General features: G+C 75.7%; 18 protein-coding genes and 1 pseudogene. 15 read left to right on the top strand and 4 right to left on the bottom strand.

Translation table 11 applies throughout. The features are described 5' to 3' along the window. Positions 1–62 precede the first annotated feature (62 nt). The 12 genes and pseudogenes from rplM to ACU610_RS16385 form a co-directional block, all read left to right on the top strand. On the top strand, positions 63–506 hold the full coding sequence (gene rplM, locus ACU610_RS16440; protein WP_446768783.1) for a 50S ribosomal protein L13: 444 nt from the start codon (positions 63–65) through the stop codon (positions 504–506). After that, a complete protein-coding gene (rpsI, locus tag ACU610_RS16435) occupies positions 503–922 on the top strand; it encodes a 30S ribosomal protein S9 (RefSeq protein ID WP_446768782.1) in 420 nt (139 codons plus the stop codon). The genes rplM and rpsI overlap by 4 nt, the downstream gene beginning before the upstream one ends. An 11-nt stretch (positions 923–933) precedes the next feature. Then, the gene (gene glmM / locus ACU610_RS16430) at positions 934–2,277 is read left to right on the top strand and encodes a phosphoglucosamine mutase (protein WP_446768781.1); all 1,344 of its coding nucleotides are present in this window, start codon (positions 934–936) and stop codon (positions 2,275–2,277) included. A gap of 216 nt (positions 2,278–2,493) precedes the next feature. Beyond that, positions 2,494–4,356: a glutamine--fructose-6-phosphate transaminase (isomerizing) gene (gene glmS, locus ACU610_RS16425; RefSeq protein ID WP_446768780.1), complete on the top strand. Its 1,863-nt coding sequence runs from the start codon at positions 2,494–2,496 to the stop codon at positions 4,354–4,356. Positions 4,357–4,579: 223 nt separating this feature from the next. Further along, positions 4,580–4,972, top strand: coding sequence for a holo-ACP synthase (locus ACU610_RS16420; RefSeq protein ID WP_446768779.1), 393 nt, complete (start codon positions 4,580–4,582; stop codon positions 4,970–4,972). Next, on the top strand, positions 4,969–6,534 hold the full coding sequence (locus tag ACU610_RS16415; RefSeq protein ID WP_446768778.1) for an NAD(P)H-hydrate dehydratase: 1,566 nt from the start codon (positions 4,969–4,971) through the stop codon (positions 6,532–6,534). Before ACU610_RS16420 ends, ACU610_RS16415 begins: the two co-directional genes overlap by 4 nt. After that, entirely contained in the window at positions 6,531–7,667 is a 1,137-nt protein-coding gene (gene alr, locus ACU610_RS16410) for an alanine racemase (RefSeq protein ID WP_446768777.1), read from the top strand. The genes ACU610_RS16415 and alr overlap by 4 nt, the downstream gene beginning before the upstream one ends. Continuing rightward, positions 7,667–8,872 carry an alpha/beta fold hydrolase gene (locus ACU610_RS16405; protein ID WP_446768776.1) on the top strand — a complete coding sequence of 402 codons (1,206 nt, stop codon included), beginning with the start codon at positions 7,667–7,669 and terminating at the stop codon, positions 8,870–8,872. The genes alr and ACU610_RS16405 overlap by 1 nt, the downstream gene beginning before the upstream one ends. Then, positions 8,869–9,492, top strand: coding sequence for a uracil-DNA glycosylase (locus tag ACU610_RS16400; RefSeq protein WP_446768775.1), 624 nt, complete (start codon positions 8,869–8,871; stop codon positions 9,490–9,492). The genes ACU610_RS16405 and ACU610_RS16400 overlap by 4 nt, the downstream gene beginning before the upstream one ends. Continuing rightward, positions 9,489–9,944, top strand: coding sequence for a tRNA (adenosine(37)-N6)-threonylcarbamoyltransferase complex ATPase subunit type 1 TsaE (tsaE, locus tag ACU610_RS16395; RefSeq protein ID WP_446768774.1), 456 nt, complete (start codon positions 9,489–9,491; stop codon positions 9,942–9,944). The genes ACU610_RS16400 and tsaE overlap by 4 nt, the downstream gene beginning before the upstream one ends. Next, entirely contained in the window at positions 9,941–10,462 is a 522-nt protein-coding gene (locus ACU610_RS16390) for a GNAT family N-acetyltransferase (protein ID WP_446768773.1), read from the top strand. Before tsaE ends, ACU610_RS16390 begins: the two co-directional genes overlap by 4 nt. A 205-nt stretch (positions 10,463–10,667) precedes the next feature. Then, positions 10,668–10,895 (top strand): annotated as a pseudogene (locus tag ACU610_RS16385) (NUDIX domain-containing protein); the annotation flags it as partial. A gap of 147 nt (positions 10,896–11,042) precedes the next feature. Here ACU610_RS16385 and ACU610_RS16380 read toward each other — a convergent pair. Further along, the gene (locus ACU610_RS16380) at positions 11,043–11,459 is read right to left on the bottom strand and encodes a TA system VapC family ribonuclease toxin (RefSeq protein ID WP_446768772.1); all 417 of its coding nucleotides are present in this window, start codon (positions 11,457–11,459) and stop codon (positions 11,043–11,045) included. Between the two features lie 6 nt (positions 11,460–11,465). Beyond that, the gene (locus ACU610_RS16375) at positions 11,466–11,687 is read right to left on the bottom strand and encodes an antitoxin (RefSeq protein ID WP_446768771.1); all 222 of its coding nucleotides are present in this window, start codon (positions 11,685–11,687) and stop codon (positions 11,466–11,468) included. Between the two features lie 77 nt (positions 11,688–11,764). Here ACU610_RS16375 and tsaB point away from each other — a divergent pair, with 77 nt between their 5' ends. The 3 genes from tsaB (at position 11,765) to tsaD (ending at position 13,980) form a co-directional block, all read left to right on the top strand. After that, the gene (gene tsaB, locus ACU610_RS16370; protein ID WP_446768770.1) at positions 11,765–12,418 is read left to right on the top strand and encodes a tRNA (adenosine(37)-N6)-threonylcarbamoyltransferase complex dimerization subunit type 1 TsaB; all 654 of its coding nucleotides are present in this window, start codon (positions 11,765–11,767) and stop codon (positions 12,416–12,418) included. Next, positions 12,415–12,861, top strand: a complete 447-nt coding sequence (gene rimI, locus ACU610_RS16365; RefSeq protein ID WP_446768769.1) for a ribosomal protein S18-alanine N-acetyltransferase — start codon at positions 12,415–12,417, stop codon at positions 12,859–12,861. The genes tsaB and rimI overlap by 4 nt, the downstream gene beginning before the upstream one ends. An 81-nt stretch (positions 12,862–12,942) precedes the next feature. Continuing rightward, on the top strand, positions 12,943–13,980 hold the full coding sequence (gene tsaD / locus ACU610_RS16360) for a tRNA (adenosine(37)-N6)-threonylcarbamoyltransferase complex transferase subunit TsaD (protein WP_446768768.1): 1,038 nt from the start codon (positions 12,943–12,945) through the stop codon (positions 13,978–13,980). 63 nt (positions 13,981–14,043) lie between these two features. Here the strand turns inward: tsaD and ACU610_RS16355 are convergent, their stop codons facing one another. After that, positions 14,044–14,418 (bottom strand): DUF1761 domain-containing protein, encoded by a 375-nt coding sequence (locus tag ACU610_RS16355; RefSeq protein WP_446768767.1) that lies wholly within the window; start codon positions 14,416–14,418, stop codon positions 14,044–14,046. A 55-nt stretch (positions 14,419–14,473) separates the two neighbouring features. After that, a complete protein-coding gene (locus tag ACU610_RS16350; protein WP_446768766.1) occupies positions 14,474–15,691 on the bottom strand; it encodes a class I SAM-dependent methyltransferase in 1,218 nt (405 codons plus the stop codon). Positions 15,692–15,876 lie beyond the last annotated feature (185 nt).

The following is a 15,876-nucleotide window of genomic DNA, read 5'->3' as shown; positions in this document are numbered from 1 at the left end:
CTCCCGTGCTCGGTGAGGCGATCCCACCAGCCGATCCGACGACGACGGAGGACACGAGCGCCGTGCGCACGTACACCCCGAAGCCCGGCGATGTCAGCCGGGCCTGGCACGTCATCGACGCCACCGACGTGGTGCTCGGTCGACTGGCCAGCCAGACCGCGCAGCTGCTGCGCGGCAAGCACAAGCCCCAGTACGCCCCGCACGTGGACGTCGGCGACTTCGTCGTCATCGTCAACGCCGGCAAGGTGGCCCTGACCGGGTCCAAGCGGGACGAGAAGATCGCCTACCGCCACTCCGGCTACCCGGGTGGCCTCAAGCGGATCCCCGTCGGAGACCAGCTGCGCACGCACCCCGACCGCGTCATCGAGCGCGCCGTCAAGGGCATGCTGCCGCACAACAGCCTGGGCCGTCAGATGCTCAAGAAGCTGAAGGTGTACGCCGGGCCCGAGCACCCGCACGCCGCTCAGCAGCCCCAGCCCTTCGAGATCAAGCAGGTGGCCCAGTGACGACCGCCCTCTCCGTGACCGACGCCGAGGGGCGTCCGGTCCAGACCGTCGGCCGCCGCAAGGAGGCCGTCGTCCGCGTGCGACTGCTGCCGGGCACCGGCCAGTTCCGGCTCAACGGCCGCACCATCGAGGAGTACTTCCCGAACAAGGTGCACCAGCAGCTCATCCGTGAGCCGCTCGTCACCGTCGAGCGGGCCGAGCAGTACGACGTCGTCGGCATCCTCAGGGGTGGCGGCGTCAGCGGTCAGGCCGGCGCGCTGCGCCTGGCGATCGCCCGCGCTCTGGTCGAGGTCGACGCCGAGGACCGCCCGGCCCTGAAGAAGGCCGGCTTCCTCACTCGTGACGCCCGCGTCACCGAGCGCAAGAAGTACGGACTCAAGAAGGCCCGCAAGGCGCCTCAGTACTCCAAGCGCTGACCGGTACGCCCGTGGGTCGCCTCTTCGGGACCGACGGCGTCCGGGGTCGGGCCAACGCCGACCTCACGCCGGAGTTGGCCCTCTCGGTGGCACGTGCTGCCGCCGGCGTGCTCGCCGACCGCGACGGGACCCAGCGTCCCGTCGCGGTCGTCGGCCGTGACCCCCGCGCCAGCGGGGAGATGCTCGAGGCCGCCGTCGTGGCGGGCCTTGCCAGTGCCGGTGCGCAGGTGCTGCGGGCCGGGGTGCTGCCCACCCCGGCGATCGCGCACCTCACCGCGCACACCGGCGCGGACCTCGGCGTGATGATCTCCGCCAGTCACAACCCGATGCCCGACAACGGCATCAAGCTTTTCAGCCGGGGCGGCCACAAGCTGCCCGACGCGGTCGAGGCCGCCATCGAGCAGGCCGTGACCGCCGGCGAGTCCGACGGCCCGCGCCTGACCGGTGCCGAGATCGGCCGGGTCTCCGACCTCACCGATGCCGGCGAGGTCTACGTCGAGCACCTGCTCTCGACCGTCGAGCGGCCGCTGTCCGGCCTCACCCTCGTCGTCGACTGCGCCCACGGCGCCGCCGCGGTGTGCGCGCCCGAGGTCTACCGGCGCGCCGGGGCCACCGTGCACGTCATCGGTGGTGAGCCGGACGGCTGGAACATCAACGACGGCGTCGGCTCCACCCACCTCGGCCCGCTGACCGAGGCCGTGCGCGCGCACGGCGCCGACCTCGGCATCGCGCACGACGGCGACGCCGACCGCTGCCTGGCCGTCAGCGCCGAGGGCGACGTCGTCGACGGCGATGCGATCCTCGCCGTCTGCGCGCTCGCGCTGCACCAGCACGGCCGGCTCACCGGCGACACCGTCGTCGCCACGGTCATGAGCAACCTCGGCTTCCACCACACCATGCGCGACGCCGGCATCGCCGTGCACACCACCGCCGTCGGCGACCGCTACGTGCTCGAGGCGCTGCGCGAGCGGGGCCTGAGCCTGGGCGGTGAGCAGAGCGGCCACCTGGTGTTCCTCGACCACGCCACGACCGGCGACGGCCTGCTCACCGGCCTGTCGTTGCTGTCCCGGATGGCCGAGACCGGCTCGTCGCTGGCGGAGCTGGCCTCGGTGGTGCAGCGGCTGCCGCAGACCCTGCTCAACGTGCCGGTGCGCGACCGGCTGGCGGTCGTGGAGAGCGACGAGGTCGCCGCCGCGGTCAACCAGTGCGAGGCCGAGCTGGGGGACGACGGCCGGGTGCTGCTGCGCCCCTCGGGCACCGAGCAGCTCGTCCGCGTGATGGTCGAGGCGCCCACCCAGGAGCGCGCCGATGCCATCGCCAGGCGCCTCGCCGACATCGTGGCCGCCGTCGACTGATCGGGGACCCCCCGTCTCCCACCGTGGAGGGACCCCGTCTCACCCACCCTCCGCAGGCTCGGGGCGGGGCCCGGGACGGGGCCGTGGCGGGGGTCGGCACCTGGCCACGGTGTCCTCCGGCAGGACGACGGTGTCGTCCGGTAGGGCGACAGTGACATTGCCCTCCCACTCTTGTGAGGGAAGGGTCCGAGCGGTCCCGCCGGTAGCCTCGGTGGAATGTGCGGCATCGTGGGATACGTCGGCCCGCAGAACGCTCTGGACGTCGTCCTGGAGGGTCTGCGCCGGCTGGAGTACCGGGGGTACGACTCGGCGGGCGTCGCCGTCCTCGCTGACGGCGGGCAGGCGACGGCGAAGAAGGCCGGGAAGCTGGCGAACCTGGAGAAGGTCCTCGCCGACCAGCCGCTGCCGGAGACGACCACCGGCATCGGGCACACCCGCTGGGCGACCCACGGCGGACCGACCGACCGCAACGCCCACCCGCACCTCTCTGCGGATGGCAAGGTCGCGGTGATCCACAACGGGATCATCGAGAACTTCGCCGCGCTGCGCGCCGAGTGCCAGGCCGCCGGCGTCGAGTTCTCCTCCGAGACCGACACCGAGGTCGCCGCCCACCTGCTGGCGCGGGCCTACGCCGAGCTGCCGGCGGGCCCGGGCCGCCTGGCCGAGGCGATGCGCGCGGTCAGCCGCCGCCTCGAGGGCGCCTTCACGCTGGTCGCCTCGCACGCCGACGAGCCCGACACCCTCGTCGCCTCCCGCCGCAACAGCCCCCTGGTCGTCGGTGTGGGCGACGGCGAGTACTTCCTCGGCTCGGACGTCGCCGCGTTCATCGCACACACCCGGGAGGCGCGCGAGCTGGGCCAGGACCAGGTCGTGGAGATCGACCGGAACCGCGGGGTCACCGTCACCACGTTCGACGGCGCCCCGGCGGAACCGAAGGCCTTCACCGTCGACTGGGACGCAGAGGCCGCCGAGAAGGGCGGTCACGAGTGGTTCATGCTCAAGGAGATCGCCGAGCAGCCGCAGGCGGTCGCCGACACCCTGCTCGGTCGACTGAGTGACGACGGCGACCTGGTGCTCGACGAGGTGCGCCTGTCCGACCAGGACCTGCGCGACATCGACAAGGTCTTCGTCGTCTCGTGCGGCACCTCGTACCACGCCGGGCTGATCGCCAAGTACGCGATCGAGCACTGGACCCGCATCCCGGTCGAGGTGGAGGTCGCCAGCGAGTTCCGCTACCGCGACCCGGTGCTCGACCGCTCGACGCTGGTCGTCGTCATCAGCCAGTCCGGCGAGACGATGGACACGCTCATGGCGCTGCGGCACGCGAAGGACCAGAAGGCCCGCGTGCTGGCCATCTGCAACGTCAACGGCTCGACGATCCCGCGGGAGTCCGACGCCGTCCTCTACACCCACGCCGGGCCCGAGATCGCGGTCGCCTCGACCAAGAGCTTCCTGGCGCAGATCGTCGCCTGCTACCTCGTCGGGCTCTTCCTGGCCCAGGTGCGCGGGATCAAGTACGCCGACGAGGTCGCCGCGATCGTGCAGGAGATGCAGAAGCTGCCGGACGCGGTGGCGAAGGTGCTGACCCAGATGGAGCCGGTGCGCGAGCTGGGCCGGTCGATGGCCGACGCCGACACGATCCTGTTCCTCGGCCGGCACGTGGGCTTCCCGGTGGCGCTGGAGGGCGCGCTGAAGCTCAAGGAGCTGGCCTACATCCACGCCGAGGGCTTCGCCGCCGGTGAGCTCAAGCACGGGCCGATCGCGGTGATCGACCAGGGCACCCCGGTCGTGGTCGTCGTCCCGTCGCCCCGCGGCCGCAGCGTGCTGCACGGCAAGGTCGTCTCCAACATCCAGGAGGTCCGGGCCCGCGGCGCACGCACGATCGTGGTCGCCGAGGAGGGCGACGACGACGTCGTCCCCTACGCCGACCACCTCATCCGGGTACCGCGCACGCCCACGCTGCTCGCTCCGGTCGTGACCACCGTCCCGCTGCAGATCCTCGCCTGCGAGATCGCCGACACCCGCGGGTTCGACGTCGACCAGCCGCGCAACCTGGCCAAGAGCGTTACCGTCGAGTGACGCTCCCGTGAGCATCGCAGCAGCGAGCGCCGGCGAGCGAGGAGCGCAGCGGGAGCGGAACCGACGCAGGGGCGCCGTCGAGTGACGCTCCCGACGATCAGCTGACCTGATCGTCCCGGGTTCGGGCTCACCACCGGTCGTGGGCCCGGACCCGGGACGGCGAGCCAGGACGGCGGGCCGGGCACGGACGGCGAGGCGGGCGCTGGCACGGCAGACTGACGCCGTGATCATCGGGGTCGGGATCGACGTCGTGCCCGTCGACCGCTTCGCCGAGTCGCTGATCCGCACCCCGGGCCTGCGCGATCGGCTGTTCACGGCCGCGGAGCAGCAGACACCGCGCGGCGCGCCGCGCACCGGCGAGTCGCTGGCCGCACGGTTCGCCGCCAAGGAAGCCGTCGCCAAGGCCCTCGGTGCACCCGGCGACCTGCGCTGGCACGACGCCGAGGTCACCGTCGGCGAGCACGGCCAGCCGTGCCTGACGGTCCGCGGAACGGTGGCCGGCCGGGCGGCGCAGCTCGGCGTGACGTCCTGGCACGTCTCGCTCAGCCACGACGGCGGCATCGCCTCGGCGGTGGTGATCGCCGAGGGCGTGCTGCGCGGTGAGGGGGCGCCGTGATCGGGCTGTACACGGCTGCCGAGGTGCGCGCGGCCGAGGAGCCGCTGCTGGCCGCCACCCCGGAGGGCACGCTGATGCAGCGGGCCGCGACCGGCCTGGCCACCGTCTGCCTGGGGCTGCTCGGCCGCGGGCACGGCACCCGCGTCACCGTCCTCGCCGGCGCCGGCAACAACGGCGGGGACGCGCTGTTCGCCGGCGCCCACCTGGCCCGCCGCGGCGCCCGGGTGACCGCCGTCGTGCTCGACCCGGACCGGGTGCACGCCGCGGGCCTGGCCGCGCTGCGCGCCGCGGGCGGGTGGGTCAGCGGCCCCGACGGGTCGACGGGCCTCGAGCGCGCGGACCTCGTCCTCGACGGGATCGTCGGCATCGGCGGCCGTGGGGGCCTGCGTCCACCGGCCGCCGCGCTGGTCGAGCGGGCTGCCACCGGGCCGGGGCTGATGGTCGCCGTCGACGTCCCCAGCGGGGTGGACGCCGACACCGGCGCGGTACCCGGGGCGGCGTTCCCGGCGCAGCACACGGTGACGTTCGGCGCGCTCAAGACCGGGTTGGTGGTGGGGGAGGGCCGCGGGTACGCCGGCCGGGTCCACCTGGTCGACATCGGGCTGGCGCTGCCGCGGGCCGGGGTGCACCAGATGACCGACGCCGACGTCGCTGCCCGCATCCGCCCGCCGCACGCCGGGGACGACAAGTACACGCAGGGCGTGGTCGGGCTCGTCGCCGGCTCCTCGACCTACCCCGGCGCCGCCGTGCTGTGCACGGGCGCGGCGCTGCGCGCCCGCCCGGGGCTGGTCCGCTACGCGGGGACGGCGGCCGCGGGGGTCCGGGCCGCCTGGCCGGAGGCGATCGTCAGCGAGGGCCGGCCCTCCGACGCCGGGCGGGTGCAGGCGTGGGTCGTCGGCCCGGGGATGGGGACCGACGACGACGCCCGCAGCGTGCTGGCCGAGGTGCTGACCACCGACCTGCCGGTCCTGGTGGACGCCGACGCCCTGACGATGGCCGCGCAGGAGCCCGCGCTGGTCAGGCGGCGGGAGGCGCCGACGGTGCTCACGCCGCACGACCGCGAGTACGCCCGTTTCGGCAGCGAGGTCGGCGACGACCGGGTCGGGGCGGCCCGCCGGCTGGCCGCCGACCTGGGCGCCGTCGTCCTGCTCAAGGGCGACGCGACCGTCGTGGCCGCGCCGGACGGCACCGCGTACGTCAACGGCACCGGCACGCCGTGGCTGGCCACGGCCGGCACCGGCGACGTCCTCTCCGGGCTCACCGGCGCCTTCCTGGCCACCGGCCTGCCGGCCGCCGAGGCCGCGGCGGCCGGCGCGCACGTGCACGGGCGGGCCGGGCAGCTGGCGGCGGAGGAGGGGCCGCTGATCGCGAGCGACCTGGTCCGCCACCTGCCGGCCACGCTGGCCCGCCTGACGACAGCCGCGGGAGCACCGCAGCGAGCGCCGGCGCGCGAGGAGCGGACCGAGACGCGGATGGGGGCACCTCCCGCTCGCGGGGGACAGGCCCGAGGGCACCGCCTGCGGCGAGCGCCCGCGGACCGGCTGGGAGACTCGGGCGCGTGAACGATCGAGCCCGGGCCGAGGTGGTCGTCGACCTCGACGCCATCGCGGCCAACACCGCGGCGCTGCGCGAGCGCGTCGGCCGCCCGCTGATGGCGGTGGTGAAGGCCGACGGCTACGGCCACGGCCTGGTCCCGGCCGCCCGCGCGGCGCTGGCCGGGGGAGCCGACGCGCTGGGCGTCGCGGTGCTGGAGGAGGCGTTGGCGCTGCGCGCGGCCGGCGTCGCCGCTCCGCTGCTGGCCTGGCTGCACACCCCCGGCACGGACTACGCCGCGGCGCTCACCGCCGACATCGAGGTGTCGGTCAACGCCGAGTGGGCCCTGACCGAGGTCGTCACCGCCGCCCGCGCCACCGGGCGCACCGCTCGCGTGCACCTGTTCGCCGACACCGGGCTCTCCCGCGAGGGCGCCACCGAGGCCGAGTGGCCCGGCCTGGTCGCGGCCGCGGCGCGGGCGCAGGCCGACGGTGAGGTGGCCGTGGTGGGCCTGTGGAGCCACATGGCCTACGCCGACGCGCCCACCCACCCGACGATCGGCGCGCAGGTACGGGTGTTCGAGGAAGCGGTGGCGCTCGCCCGGGCGGCGGGGCTGACGGAGGCGCGGCTGCACCTGGCCAACTCCGCGGCGACGGTCGCGCTGCCCGACACCTGGTACGACATGGTCCGCCCCGGGATCGCCGTCTACGGGCTCGACCCGCTCGGCGGGGACCCGGCCGCCCACGGGCTGCGGCCGGCGATGACCGTGCGAGCCCGCGCCGCGCTGACCAAGCGGGTGCCCGCCGGCGTCGGCGTCTCCTACGGCCACACCTACTTCCCCGAGGCCGAGACCACGCTGCTGCTGGTGCCGGTCGGCTACGCCGACGGCGTGCCGCGGGCGGCGGGCAACCGGGCGCCGGTCCTGGCCGCCGGAGCGCGCCGGACGATCGCCGGTCGCGTCTGCATGGACCAGTTCGTGCTGGACGTCGGCGACGCCGAGGTGCACGCGGGCGACGAGGTCGTGCTCTGGGGGCCGGGGGACGGCGGTGAGCCGACGGCGCAGGACTGGGCCGACGCGGTCGACACCATCCACTACGAGCTGGTCACCCGGATCGGGGGCCGCTTCACCCGCCGCTACGTCGGCTCGGCGGGGGCGGTCTGATGGCGGCGAAGCGGCACCCGAGGCCGGGCCGGCAGTCCCCGGCGCTGTCGCACCCCCGCGCGGGGGTCCTCGGCGCCGTCCTCGGCCTGGCGGCGGCCGGCACGGCCGTCGGCGTCGCGGTCAAGCGGGCCGCCGCCCGGCGGGTGAGCGCCGAGCGGCTGGGCTCGGCGGCCGGGCTGCCACAGGGGGCGACGGACGCGGAGCTGCGCGAGGACGACCCGCTCGGCCCGGCGTCCCGGCGCGCCGACCGCACCGCGCTGGTCACCGCCGACGACGGCGTGCTGCTGGCCGTGGAGGAGGTCGGGCCGACCGACGCCCCGCTGACCGTCGTCTTCTGCCACGGCTACTCGCTGTCGATGGCGTCGTGGACCTTCCAGCGCCGGGCGCTGGGAGCGGCGCTGGCCACCGCCAACGGCTCGCGGCCGACGGCGCGGCTGGTGTTCTACGACCAGCGCGGGCACGGTGCCTCCGGCCGCGGGCCGGCCGAGAACTCGACCATGGAGCAGCTGGGCCGCGACCTCGACGCGGTGCTGCGGGCACGGGTGCCGCACGGGCCGGTGGTGCTCGTCGGGCACTCCATGGGCGGGATGACCGTGATGGCGCTGGCCGAGGTGCGGCCGGAGCTGTTCGGGACGCGTGTGGTCGGGGCGGCGCTGATGAGCACCTCCAGCGGCAACCTCGCCGACCTCGACTTCGGCATGCCCGAGCTGCTCACCCGCCTGCGGGCGGCGGTCCTGCCGATCGCGGCGTTCACCATGCGCCGCCGTCCCGGCTTCGCCGAGCGCACCCGCCGGCTGGCCGCCGACCTCATCTCGCACGTCACCTGGTCGCTGTCGTTCGCCTCCCAGGACGTCGACCCGGCGCTCGGCCGCTACGTCGACTCGATGATCGCGGGCACCCCGGTGGAGGTGATCGCGGAGTTCTACCCGGCGCTGGCCGGCCTGGACGAGACCGCGGCCCTGGAGCCGCTGCGCGCCGTCCCGGTGCTGGTGCTGACCGGCGACAAGGACACGCTGATCCCGCCGGGGCACAGCGACACGATCGTGGAGCTGCTCGGTGGGCCCGGTGCGCCGGCCCTCGAGTACGTGGTGGTCCACGAGGCGGGCCACATGGTGCCGCTGGAGAAGCCCGACGAGGTGACCGCCGCGCTGTCGGCGCTGCTGCGCCGGGTGGTCGCCGACCTCCCGACGGGAGCGGGGCGGTGACCCGGCCGCCCCGCTTCGACGCCGCTGTCGAGGAGGTCGCCCGCGTCGCCGCGGCCGCGCCCGACTGGGACGCGCTGGCCGCGGCCGCCCGGCCCTGCGTGGCCTGCCCCGAGCTGGCCGCCACCCGGCAGCACGTGGTGGTGGGCGACGTCCCGGCCGGCGGGCGCCCGCGGTTCGTGCTCGTCGGTGAGGCGCCGGGGGCGAACGAGGACGAGACCGGCCGGCCGTTCGTGGGGAGGTCGGGTCAGCTGCTCGACCAGCTGCTGGCCGAGGCCGGGCTGGACCGCGCCGAGGCCGCCGTGCTCAACATCGTGAAGTGCCGCCCACCGGGAAACCGGACACCGAAGGCCTCGGAGGTGGCCCGCTGCAGCGGTTGGCTGCGGCGCCAGCTGGAGCTGCTGGACCCACCGGTCGTCGTCGCGCTCGGGCTCTCGTCGGCCAAGTGGTTCCTCGGCCCGCGCACCGTGCTGGCGCAGGTCCGCGGCCGCGCGCACGACGTCGACGGCCGGGCCGTCTGGGCGACCTACCACCCGTCGGCGGCGATCCGGTTCGGTCCCAGCGGAGCGCCGCGGGCCGGGCTGCTCGCCGACCTCACCGCGGTCGCGGGGAGCCTGGCGTGAGGCGCGAGCACGTGCTGCCGACCCCGGACGACACCCGCGCGCTCGGCGCCGCGCTGGCCGGGCTGGTGCGTGCCGGCGACCTCGTGGTGCTGGTCGGCCCGCTGGGTGCGGGCAAGACGGCGCTGACCCAGGGCATGGGCGAGGCGCTCGGTGTGCGGGAGCCGGTCACCTCCCCGACGTTCGTCATCTCCCGCGTGCACCGCGGCGGCCGGCTGCCGCTGGTGCACGTCGACGCCTACCGCCTCGGCGGGGTCGCCGACGTCGACGACCTCGACCTCGACGCCTCCACCGAGGAGTCGGTGACCGTCGTCGAGTGGGGGCAGGGGCTGGTCGAGCAGCTGGCCGACGAGCACCTCGAGGTGCGGCTGGACCGCCGCGACGACGACGTCCGGACGGCGCTGCTCGTGCCGCACGGCCCCGGCTGGGAGCAGCGCCTGGACGGCGAGCGGTGACCTCCGGCGGACCGCGGGTCGAGCTCGTCCCGCTGAGCGGCCCCGTGCTCGCCGCGCTGGCCGGTGGGGACCTGGCCGCGGTGGACGCCCTCTCGCCGGTCCCGCTGCCGCCCTCCTTCGCCTGTCCCGAGTGGGCGCCGGTCTGGCGGATGCGGGCGGCCCAGGTGGCGGCCGACCCCGGCGTCGCCACCTGGGTGACCGGCGTGGTGTGGGACCCCGACCGACGGGTCGCCGTCGGCCGTGCCGGGTTCCACGGCCCTCCGGACGCCCGCGGCATGGTGGAGGTCGGCTACGCCACCGTCCCGGAGCACCGTCGCCTCGGGTACGCGCGGGCCGCGGTGGCCGCCCTGCTCGACCGGGCCCGCGGCGAGCCGGACGTCCGGGTGGTGCGGCTGTCCATCACCCCGGACAACGTGGCGTCGCAGCGGGTGGCGCGGCCCTTCGACTTCCGGGAGGTCGGGGAGCAGGTCGACCCCGAGGACGGCCTCGAGGTCGTCCTCGAGCTCGACGTGCGATGAGTCCACCGCGCCCGGGCGGTCGGACCTCTCGAGCGGACCACCGGACGGGAGCCGGCACGGGTTCGTCCGCGCGCAAGGCCGTGGTGGAGGCCTCCGCCGGCGACCGCACCCGTCACCTGGCCAGCCACCAGGTGGACCCCAGCGGATCGGTCTGACGGTGCACCACGTCGTCGCCGGGGTCCTGGTCCGCGGACCCACGGTGCTGATGGGGCACCGGTCGCCGGACCGGCGCTGGTACCCCGACGTCTGGGACCTCCCGGGCGGCCACGTCGAGCCGGGGGAGGACGAGCCGGCCGCGCTGGCCCGGGAGCTGCGCGAGGAGGTCGGCGTCGTCCCCCGGCAGGTCGATCCCGCCCCCGTGGCCCGACTGGAGGACGGGGACGTGCGGCTGGCGCTGTGGGTGGTCCGGTCGTGGGACGGCGAGCCGCGCAACCTGCAGCCGCACGAGCACGACGAGCTGCGCTGGGTGACCGCCGCGGACCTGTCCGGGCTGGCCTGGCGCACCCCGCCTACGCCGACGTGGTCAGCCGGCTGGTCGAGCCCGGGAGCACCGCACTGTCCGGGAGTGAGCCCTTCCCGACTACAGGGCCGTGAGCAGTTCGACGTCCCGGTGGCCGGCCAGTGCCGCCAGCCCCGCGTCGAAGGTCACCACGCCGACACCGTGCCGGCGGGCGAGCGTGACCAGGTGGGCGTCGGTGACCTGGCGGTGCCCGGAGACCGGCGGCACGTCGCTGTCGACCATGGAGACGTCGTCGCCGAGGAACCGGTGGCCCGGTGCCCGGCGCAGGGCTGCGAGGACCTGGCGGGCGGTCGGCGTGGGGATGGCGTTCGGCAGCACCTTCGGGTTGGACGACACCCGGACGAGACCGCTCTCGGTGGTCGGGGACGTCGCCCACCCGGACGCAGCGTGGGCGGCGAAACAGGAGCGGATGGCGACGTGGTGCACGTGTGAGTCCCACGCCAGTGCGACGAGGGCGTCCACGTCGAGCAGGGCCACGGCGTCTCAGTCCTCGTCGAGCGCCCGGCGGACCATCGCGGCGGTGATGGGGGGACTGCCGGAGGGGACGCGGATGACCGGGAGGCCGTCCTCGGTCTCCACCCGCGCCGGTGTGAGCCCCCGCCGGACGAGCTCGGACACCACCGAGCCCAGCGAGCGACGCTGCTCCGTGGCCAGTTCGCGAGCGGCCGAGAGGACGTCGTCGTCCAGGTCCAGGGTGGTGCGCACGTAACTGATGCTGACGCATCACCGCATCACGTGACGGGCGTCGAGACGAGGCGCTCGGGCCACTACCCTGGGCGGTCGTGCTCGTCCTCGCCCTCGACACCGCCACGCCGACGCTGGTCGCCGGCCTCGCCCGGTGGTCGCCGGACGGCGCGACCGCGGTGCTCGCCGAGCGCACGGTGCCCTCGGGCAACCGGCACGCCGAGCTGCTCACCGTCGCCGTGACCGACGTGCTGAGCGAGGCCGGGCTGTCGCTGGGGGACGTCGGGGCGGTGGTGACCGGCCTGGGCCCGGGGCCGTTCACCGGGCTGCGCGTCGGGGTGGTCACCGCCGCGGCGATCGGGGACGCCCGCGCGCTCCCCGTGGTGGGCGTCTGCTCGCTGGACGCGATCGGCTCCGGCGCCCGCACCGTGGTCACCGACGCCCGCCGCAAGGAGGTCTACTGGGCCGCCTACGACTCCGACGGTGCGCGCACCGACGGCCCGGGTGTGGTGCGCCCGGAGGAGCTGACCGTCGTCGGCCCCGTCGTCGGTGACGCCCGGTTCGCCGAGCGGCTCGGCGTCCAGGTCACCCCGGCCGAGGTCACGACGGCGGGCCTCGTCCGGGCGGCCGCGCCGCAGCTGGCCGACCCCTCGGCTCTGTCGTCCCCCACCCGTCCGACGCTCGCGCCGCTCTACCTGCGCCGCCCCGACGCCGTCCCGCCGACGTCCTTCAAGCCGGTGACCACCGCATGAGCGCGCGGTTGCGGCCGATGCGGCTGGCCGACCTGGACACCGTCCTCGAGCTCGAGGAGCAGCTGTTCGCCCCGGACACCTGGACCCGGGCGATGTACCGCGACGAGCTCTCGCGCACCGACACCCGCTCCTACCTGGTGGCCGAGGACGGCGACCGGGTCGTCGGCTACGCCGGGCTGATCGCCTACGACGACGAGGCGCACGTGGCCACCATCGGTGTCGCCCCGGACCGCCAGGGCGAGGGCATCGGCGCCGCGCTGCTCGACGCGTTGCTGGCCGAGGCCGATCGGCGCAGCCCCGTGGTGCTGCTCGAGGTGCGCGCCGACAACGAGGTCGCGCAGGGTCTGTACCGGCGGCGCGGGTTCACCGAGATCGGGCGGCGGCCGCGCTACTACCAGCCGAGCGGCACGGACGCCGTCGTGATGAAGCGGGAGAGACTGTGAGCGGACAGGGGTGTGGGCCTCGCAGCGAGCGCCAGCGGGCGAGGAGCGGAGCGCCCCGCGGAGGCGGACCGGGGGCGTTGCGTGGCTGACCAGCCGCTGGTCCTGGGGTTCGAGACCTCGTGCGACGAGACCGGGGTCGGCCTCGTCCGCGGGCGGACGCTGCTGTCCGACGCCCTGGCCACGTCGATGGAAGAGCACGAGCGCTTCGGCGGCGTCGTGCCGGAGATCGCCTCGCGGGCGCACCTGGAGGCGATGGTGCCGACCGTGCACCGCGCGCTGGCCGAGGCCGGGGTGCGCGCCTCGGACGTCGACGCGGTGGCGGTCACCGCCGGGCCGGGGCTGACCGGCGCGCTGCTGGTCGGGCTGGCCGCGGCCAAGGCCTACGCGCTGGCGCTGGACAAGCCGCTCTACGGCGTCAACCACCTGGCCGCGCACGTCGCCGTCGACGAGCTGCAGCACGGGAAGCTGGCCGAGCCCTCCCTGGCACTGCTGGTCTCCGGCGGGCACAGCTCGCTGCTGTTGGTGCCCGACCTCGCCCGCGAGGTGCAGTCGCTGGGCCGCACCATCGACGACGCCGCGGGGGAGGCCTTCGACAAGGTGGCCCGCGTGCTCGGCCTGCCGTTCCCCGGCGGCCCGCCCATCGACAAGGCCGCGCGCGAAGGCGACCCGACGGCCATCGGCTTCCCGCGCGGGCTCACCGGCCCCCGCGACGCGCCCTACGACTTCTCGTTCTCCGGCCTGAAGACCGCCGTCGCCCGGTGGGTCGAGGCCCGGCAGCGGGCGGGGGAGCCGGTGCCAGTGGCCGACGTCGCGGCGTCGTTCCAGGAGGCCGTCGCCGACGTGCTGACCGCCAAGGCCGTGCGCGCGTGCCGCGACCAGGGCGTCGACCACCTGGTGCTCGGTGGCGGGGTGGCGGCCAACTCGCGGCTGCGCGCGCTGGCCGAGGAGCGCTGCGCCGCGGCCGGGATCGTGCTGCGGGTGCCCAGCCCCCGGTTGTGCACCGACAACGGCGCGATGGTCGCGGCGCTGGGGTCGCGGCTGGTCGAGGCGGGAGTGGCGCCGTCCGCGCCGGACGTCGGCGCCGACAGCTCCCTGCCGATCGACGTCGTCACCCGTTGAGCGGCGCTGCTGCGCGCGAGGGGGGTCGTCGCCGCCTCGGCCCGCGGCCGACCGTGACGGAGATCAGCAGGAGCTTGACCAGCCAGTCGCCGGCGTGGATCGCGGCCTGTTGCCAGGGCACCTCTCGTGCACCACCGAGCCGGTCAGCAGGACGACGGGGAACGCTGCCCAGAGGCCCAGCCCCAGGCGTGCCGTGCTGCCCGGGTCCCGCGACCCGGTGGACTCGGAGAGGACGGCCACGGCGGTGGCCACCGCCGCGCTGCGTGCGAGCTCCACCGGCAGCACCCAGGCCGCGGGTGGTCCGCCGCCGGCGTAGGCCTCGTCCAGCTCCGCGAGCCGGGTGCCCCAGGCGGTGTACCAGGCGGCGCTGGCCAGGACGGATCCGCCGGCCGCGAGGCCGATCCTCCGGAGGTCGACGTGCGTGTCCCGTCCGTCCATGCGTCCTCCCCCGATCCGGGTCCTCGGACGTGTCGACCCGGGCGGCCGTGCGGACTCATCGGTCGGAGAGGTCGCACACGAGGGCGGTGGGGGCGCCGGCGACCCGGGTGACGACGACGGTCGCCGTCCCCGCGCCCTCGCCGCGCAGCCGGCGGGCGAGGGTCTCGGGCTCGATCGCCGAGCCGCGCTTCTTCACCACCACCCGGCCGACGCCGCGCGTCCGCAGCAGGGCCTTGAGCTTCTTGAGGTTGAACGGCAGCACCTCGTCGACCCGGTACGAGGACACCCACGGGGAGTCGGTCGGCCCGTCGGAGGTCAGGTAGGCGATCGTCGGGTCGACCAGCGTCGCGCCCAGGTCGGTGCCGACCAGCGACACCAGACCCGAGCGGATCACCGCCGGGTCCGGCTCGTGCAGCCAGCCCCGCACCGGTCCGGACGGCGCGGGCCCGGGATCGGCGTCGGTGGTCAGCTCCAGGACGGCGTCGCCGCGGACGAGCGACGCGCGCCGCCGGACCGTCGACACCGCCCGGCCCCACAGCAGCGCCTCGACGATCGAGCCGCCGGCCGACACCCATTCCGCCTCGACGCCGGCCGGCACCCGCTCGTGGTCCAGGCCGGGAGCCACCTTGACCACCGCACGCGGCACCCGGTCCAGCAGCGTGGCCACCGTCGACCAGGGCGGGGACCAGCGGTCGGGGTCCAGCTGACGTCGTCCGCCGGCCCGCCGTGCCGGGTCCAGGACGGCGGCGCCGCAGCCGGCCACCTCGCCGCTGCGCGCCGCGTCGACGAGCTCGACGGCGTCCCCGGCGACCACCCGCACCCGGTCGGCCACCCCGAGGGCCTCGGCGTTGGCGGCGGTCAGCTCGCGGGCGAACGGGTCGAGGTCGACGGCGAGCACGCTGGCGCCGGCCCGCGCGAGCGCGATCGTGTCGGTGCCCGACGCGCAGCCGAGGTCGGCGGCCGAGTCGACGTCGCCGGCGAGCAGGCGCGCCGCCCGCCGGGCGGCCAGGGCCGGACGGCCCGCCTGCTCGAGGGTGTCGGCGGTGAGGAAGAGGACGTCGGCGTCGGCGCCGAACACCGGTCGCGCCCGCGCCCGCAGCCGCGCCAGCTCCCAGGCCGGGCCGGCGTGTTCCGCCCCGACCTGCGCCCGCAGCCGGGCCAGGGCGGGGAGCACGTCGAGGCCCCGGTCCACCAGCTCGGCGGCGAGCGCGGTGGCCGCCGCGCCCTCGGGCGTGCGCAGCCGGCGGAGTTGCTCGAGCGCGTCGTCGGGCACGCAGGACAGCGTGTCGCACGGCTGCGTCGACACCTCCGGGGACCCGGTTGAGTGGCTGGCACTCTCATGGGTAGAGTGCCAATCGACACGGGCACGGGCGCCTGATCCCCGCGACGGCAGGCACCGGCACCGTGCCACAGCATCAGAGCAGAACCCACCAGCCGTCCGACACCGAAGGGGGCGTC

This window comes from Geodermatophilus sp. URMC 61 (assembly GCF_052931555.1).
Note: the sequence above shows the minus strand (reverse complement) of the source record. Positions and strands in the feature narration are given on the sequence as shown.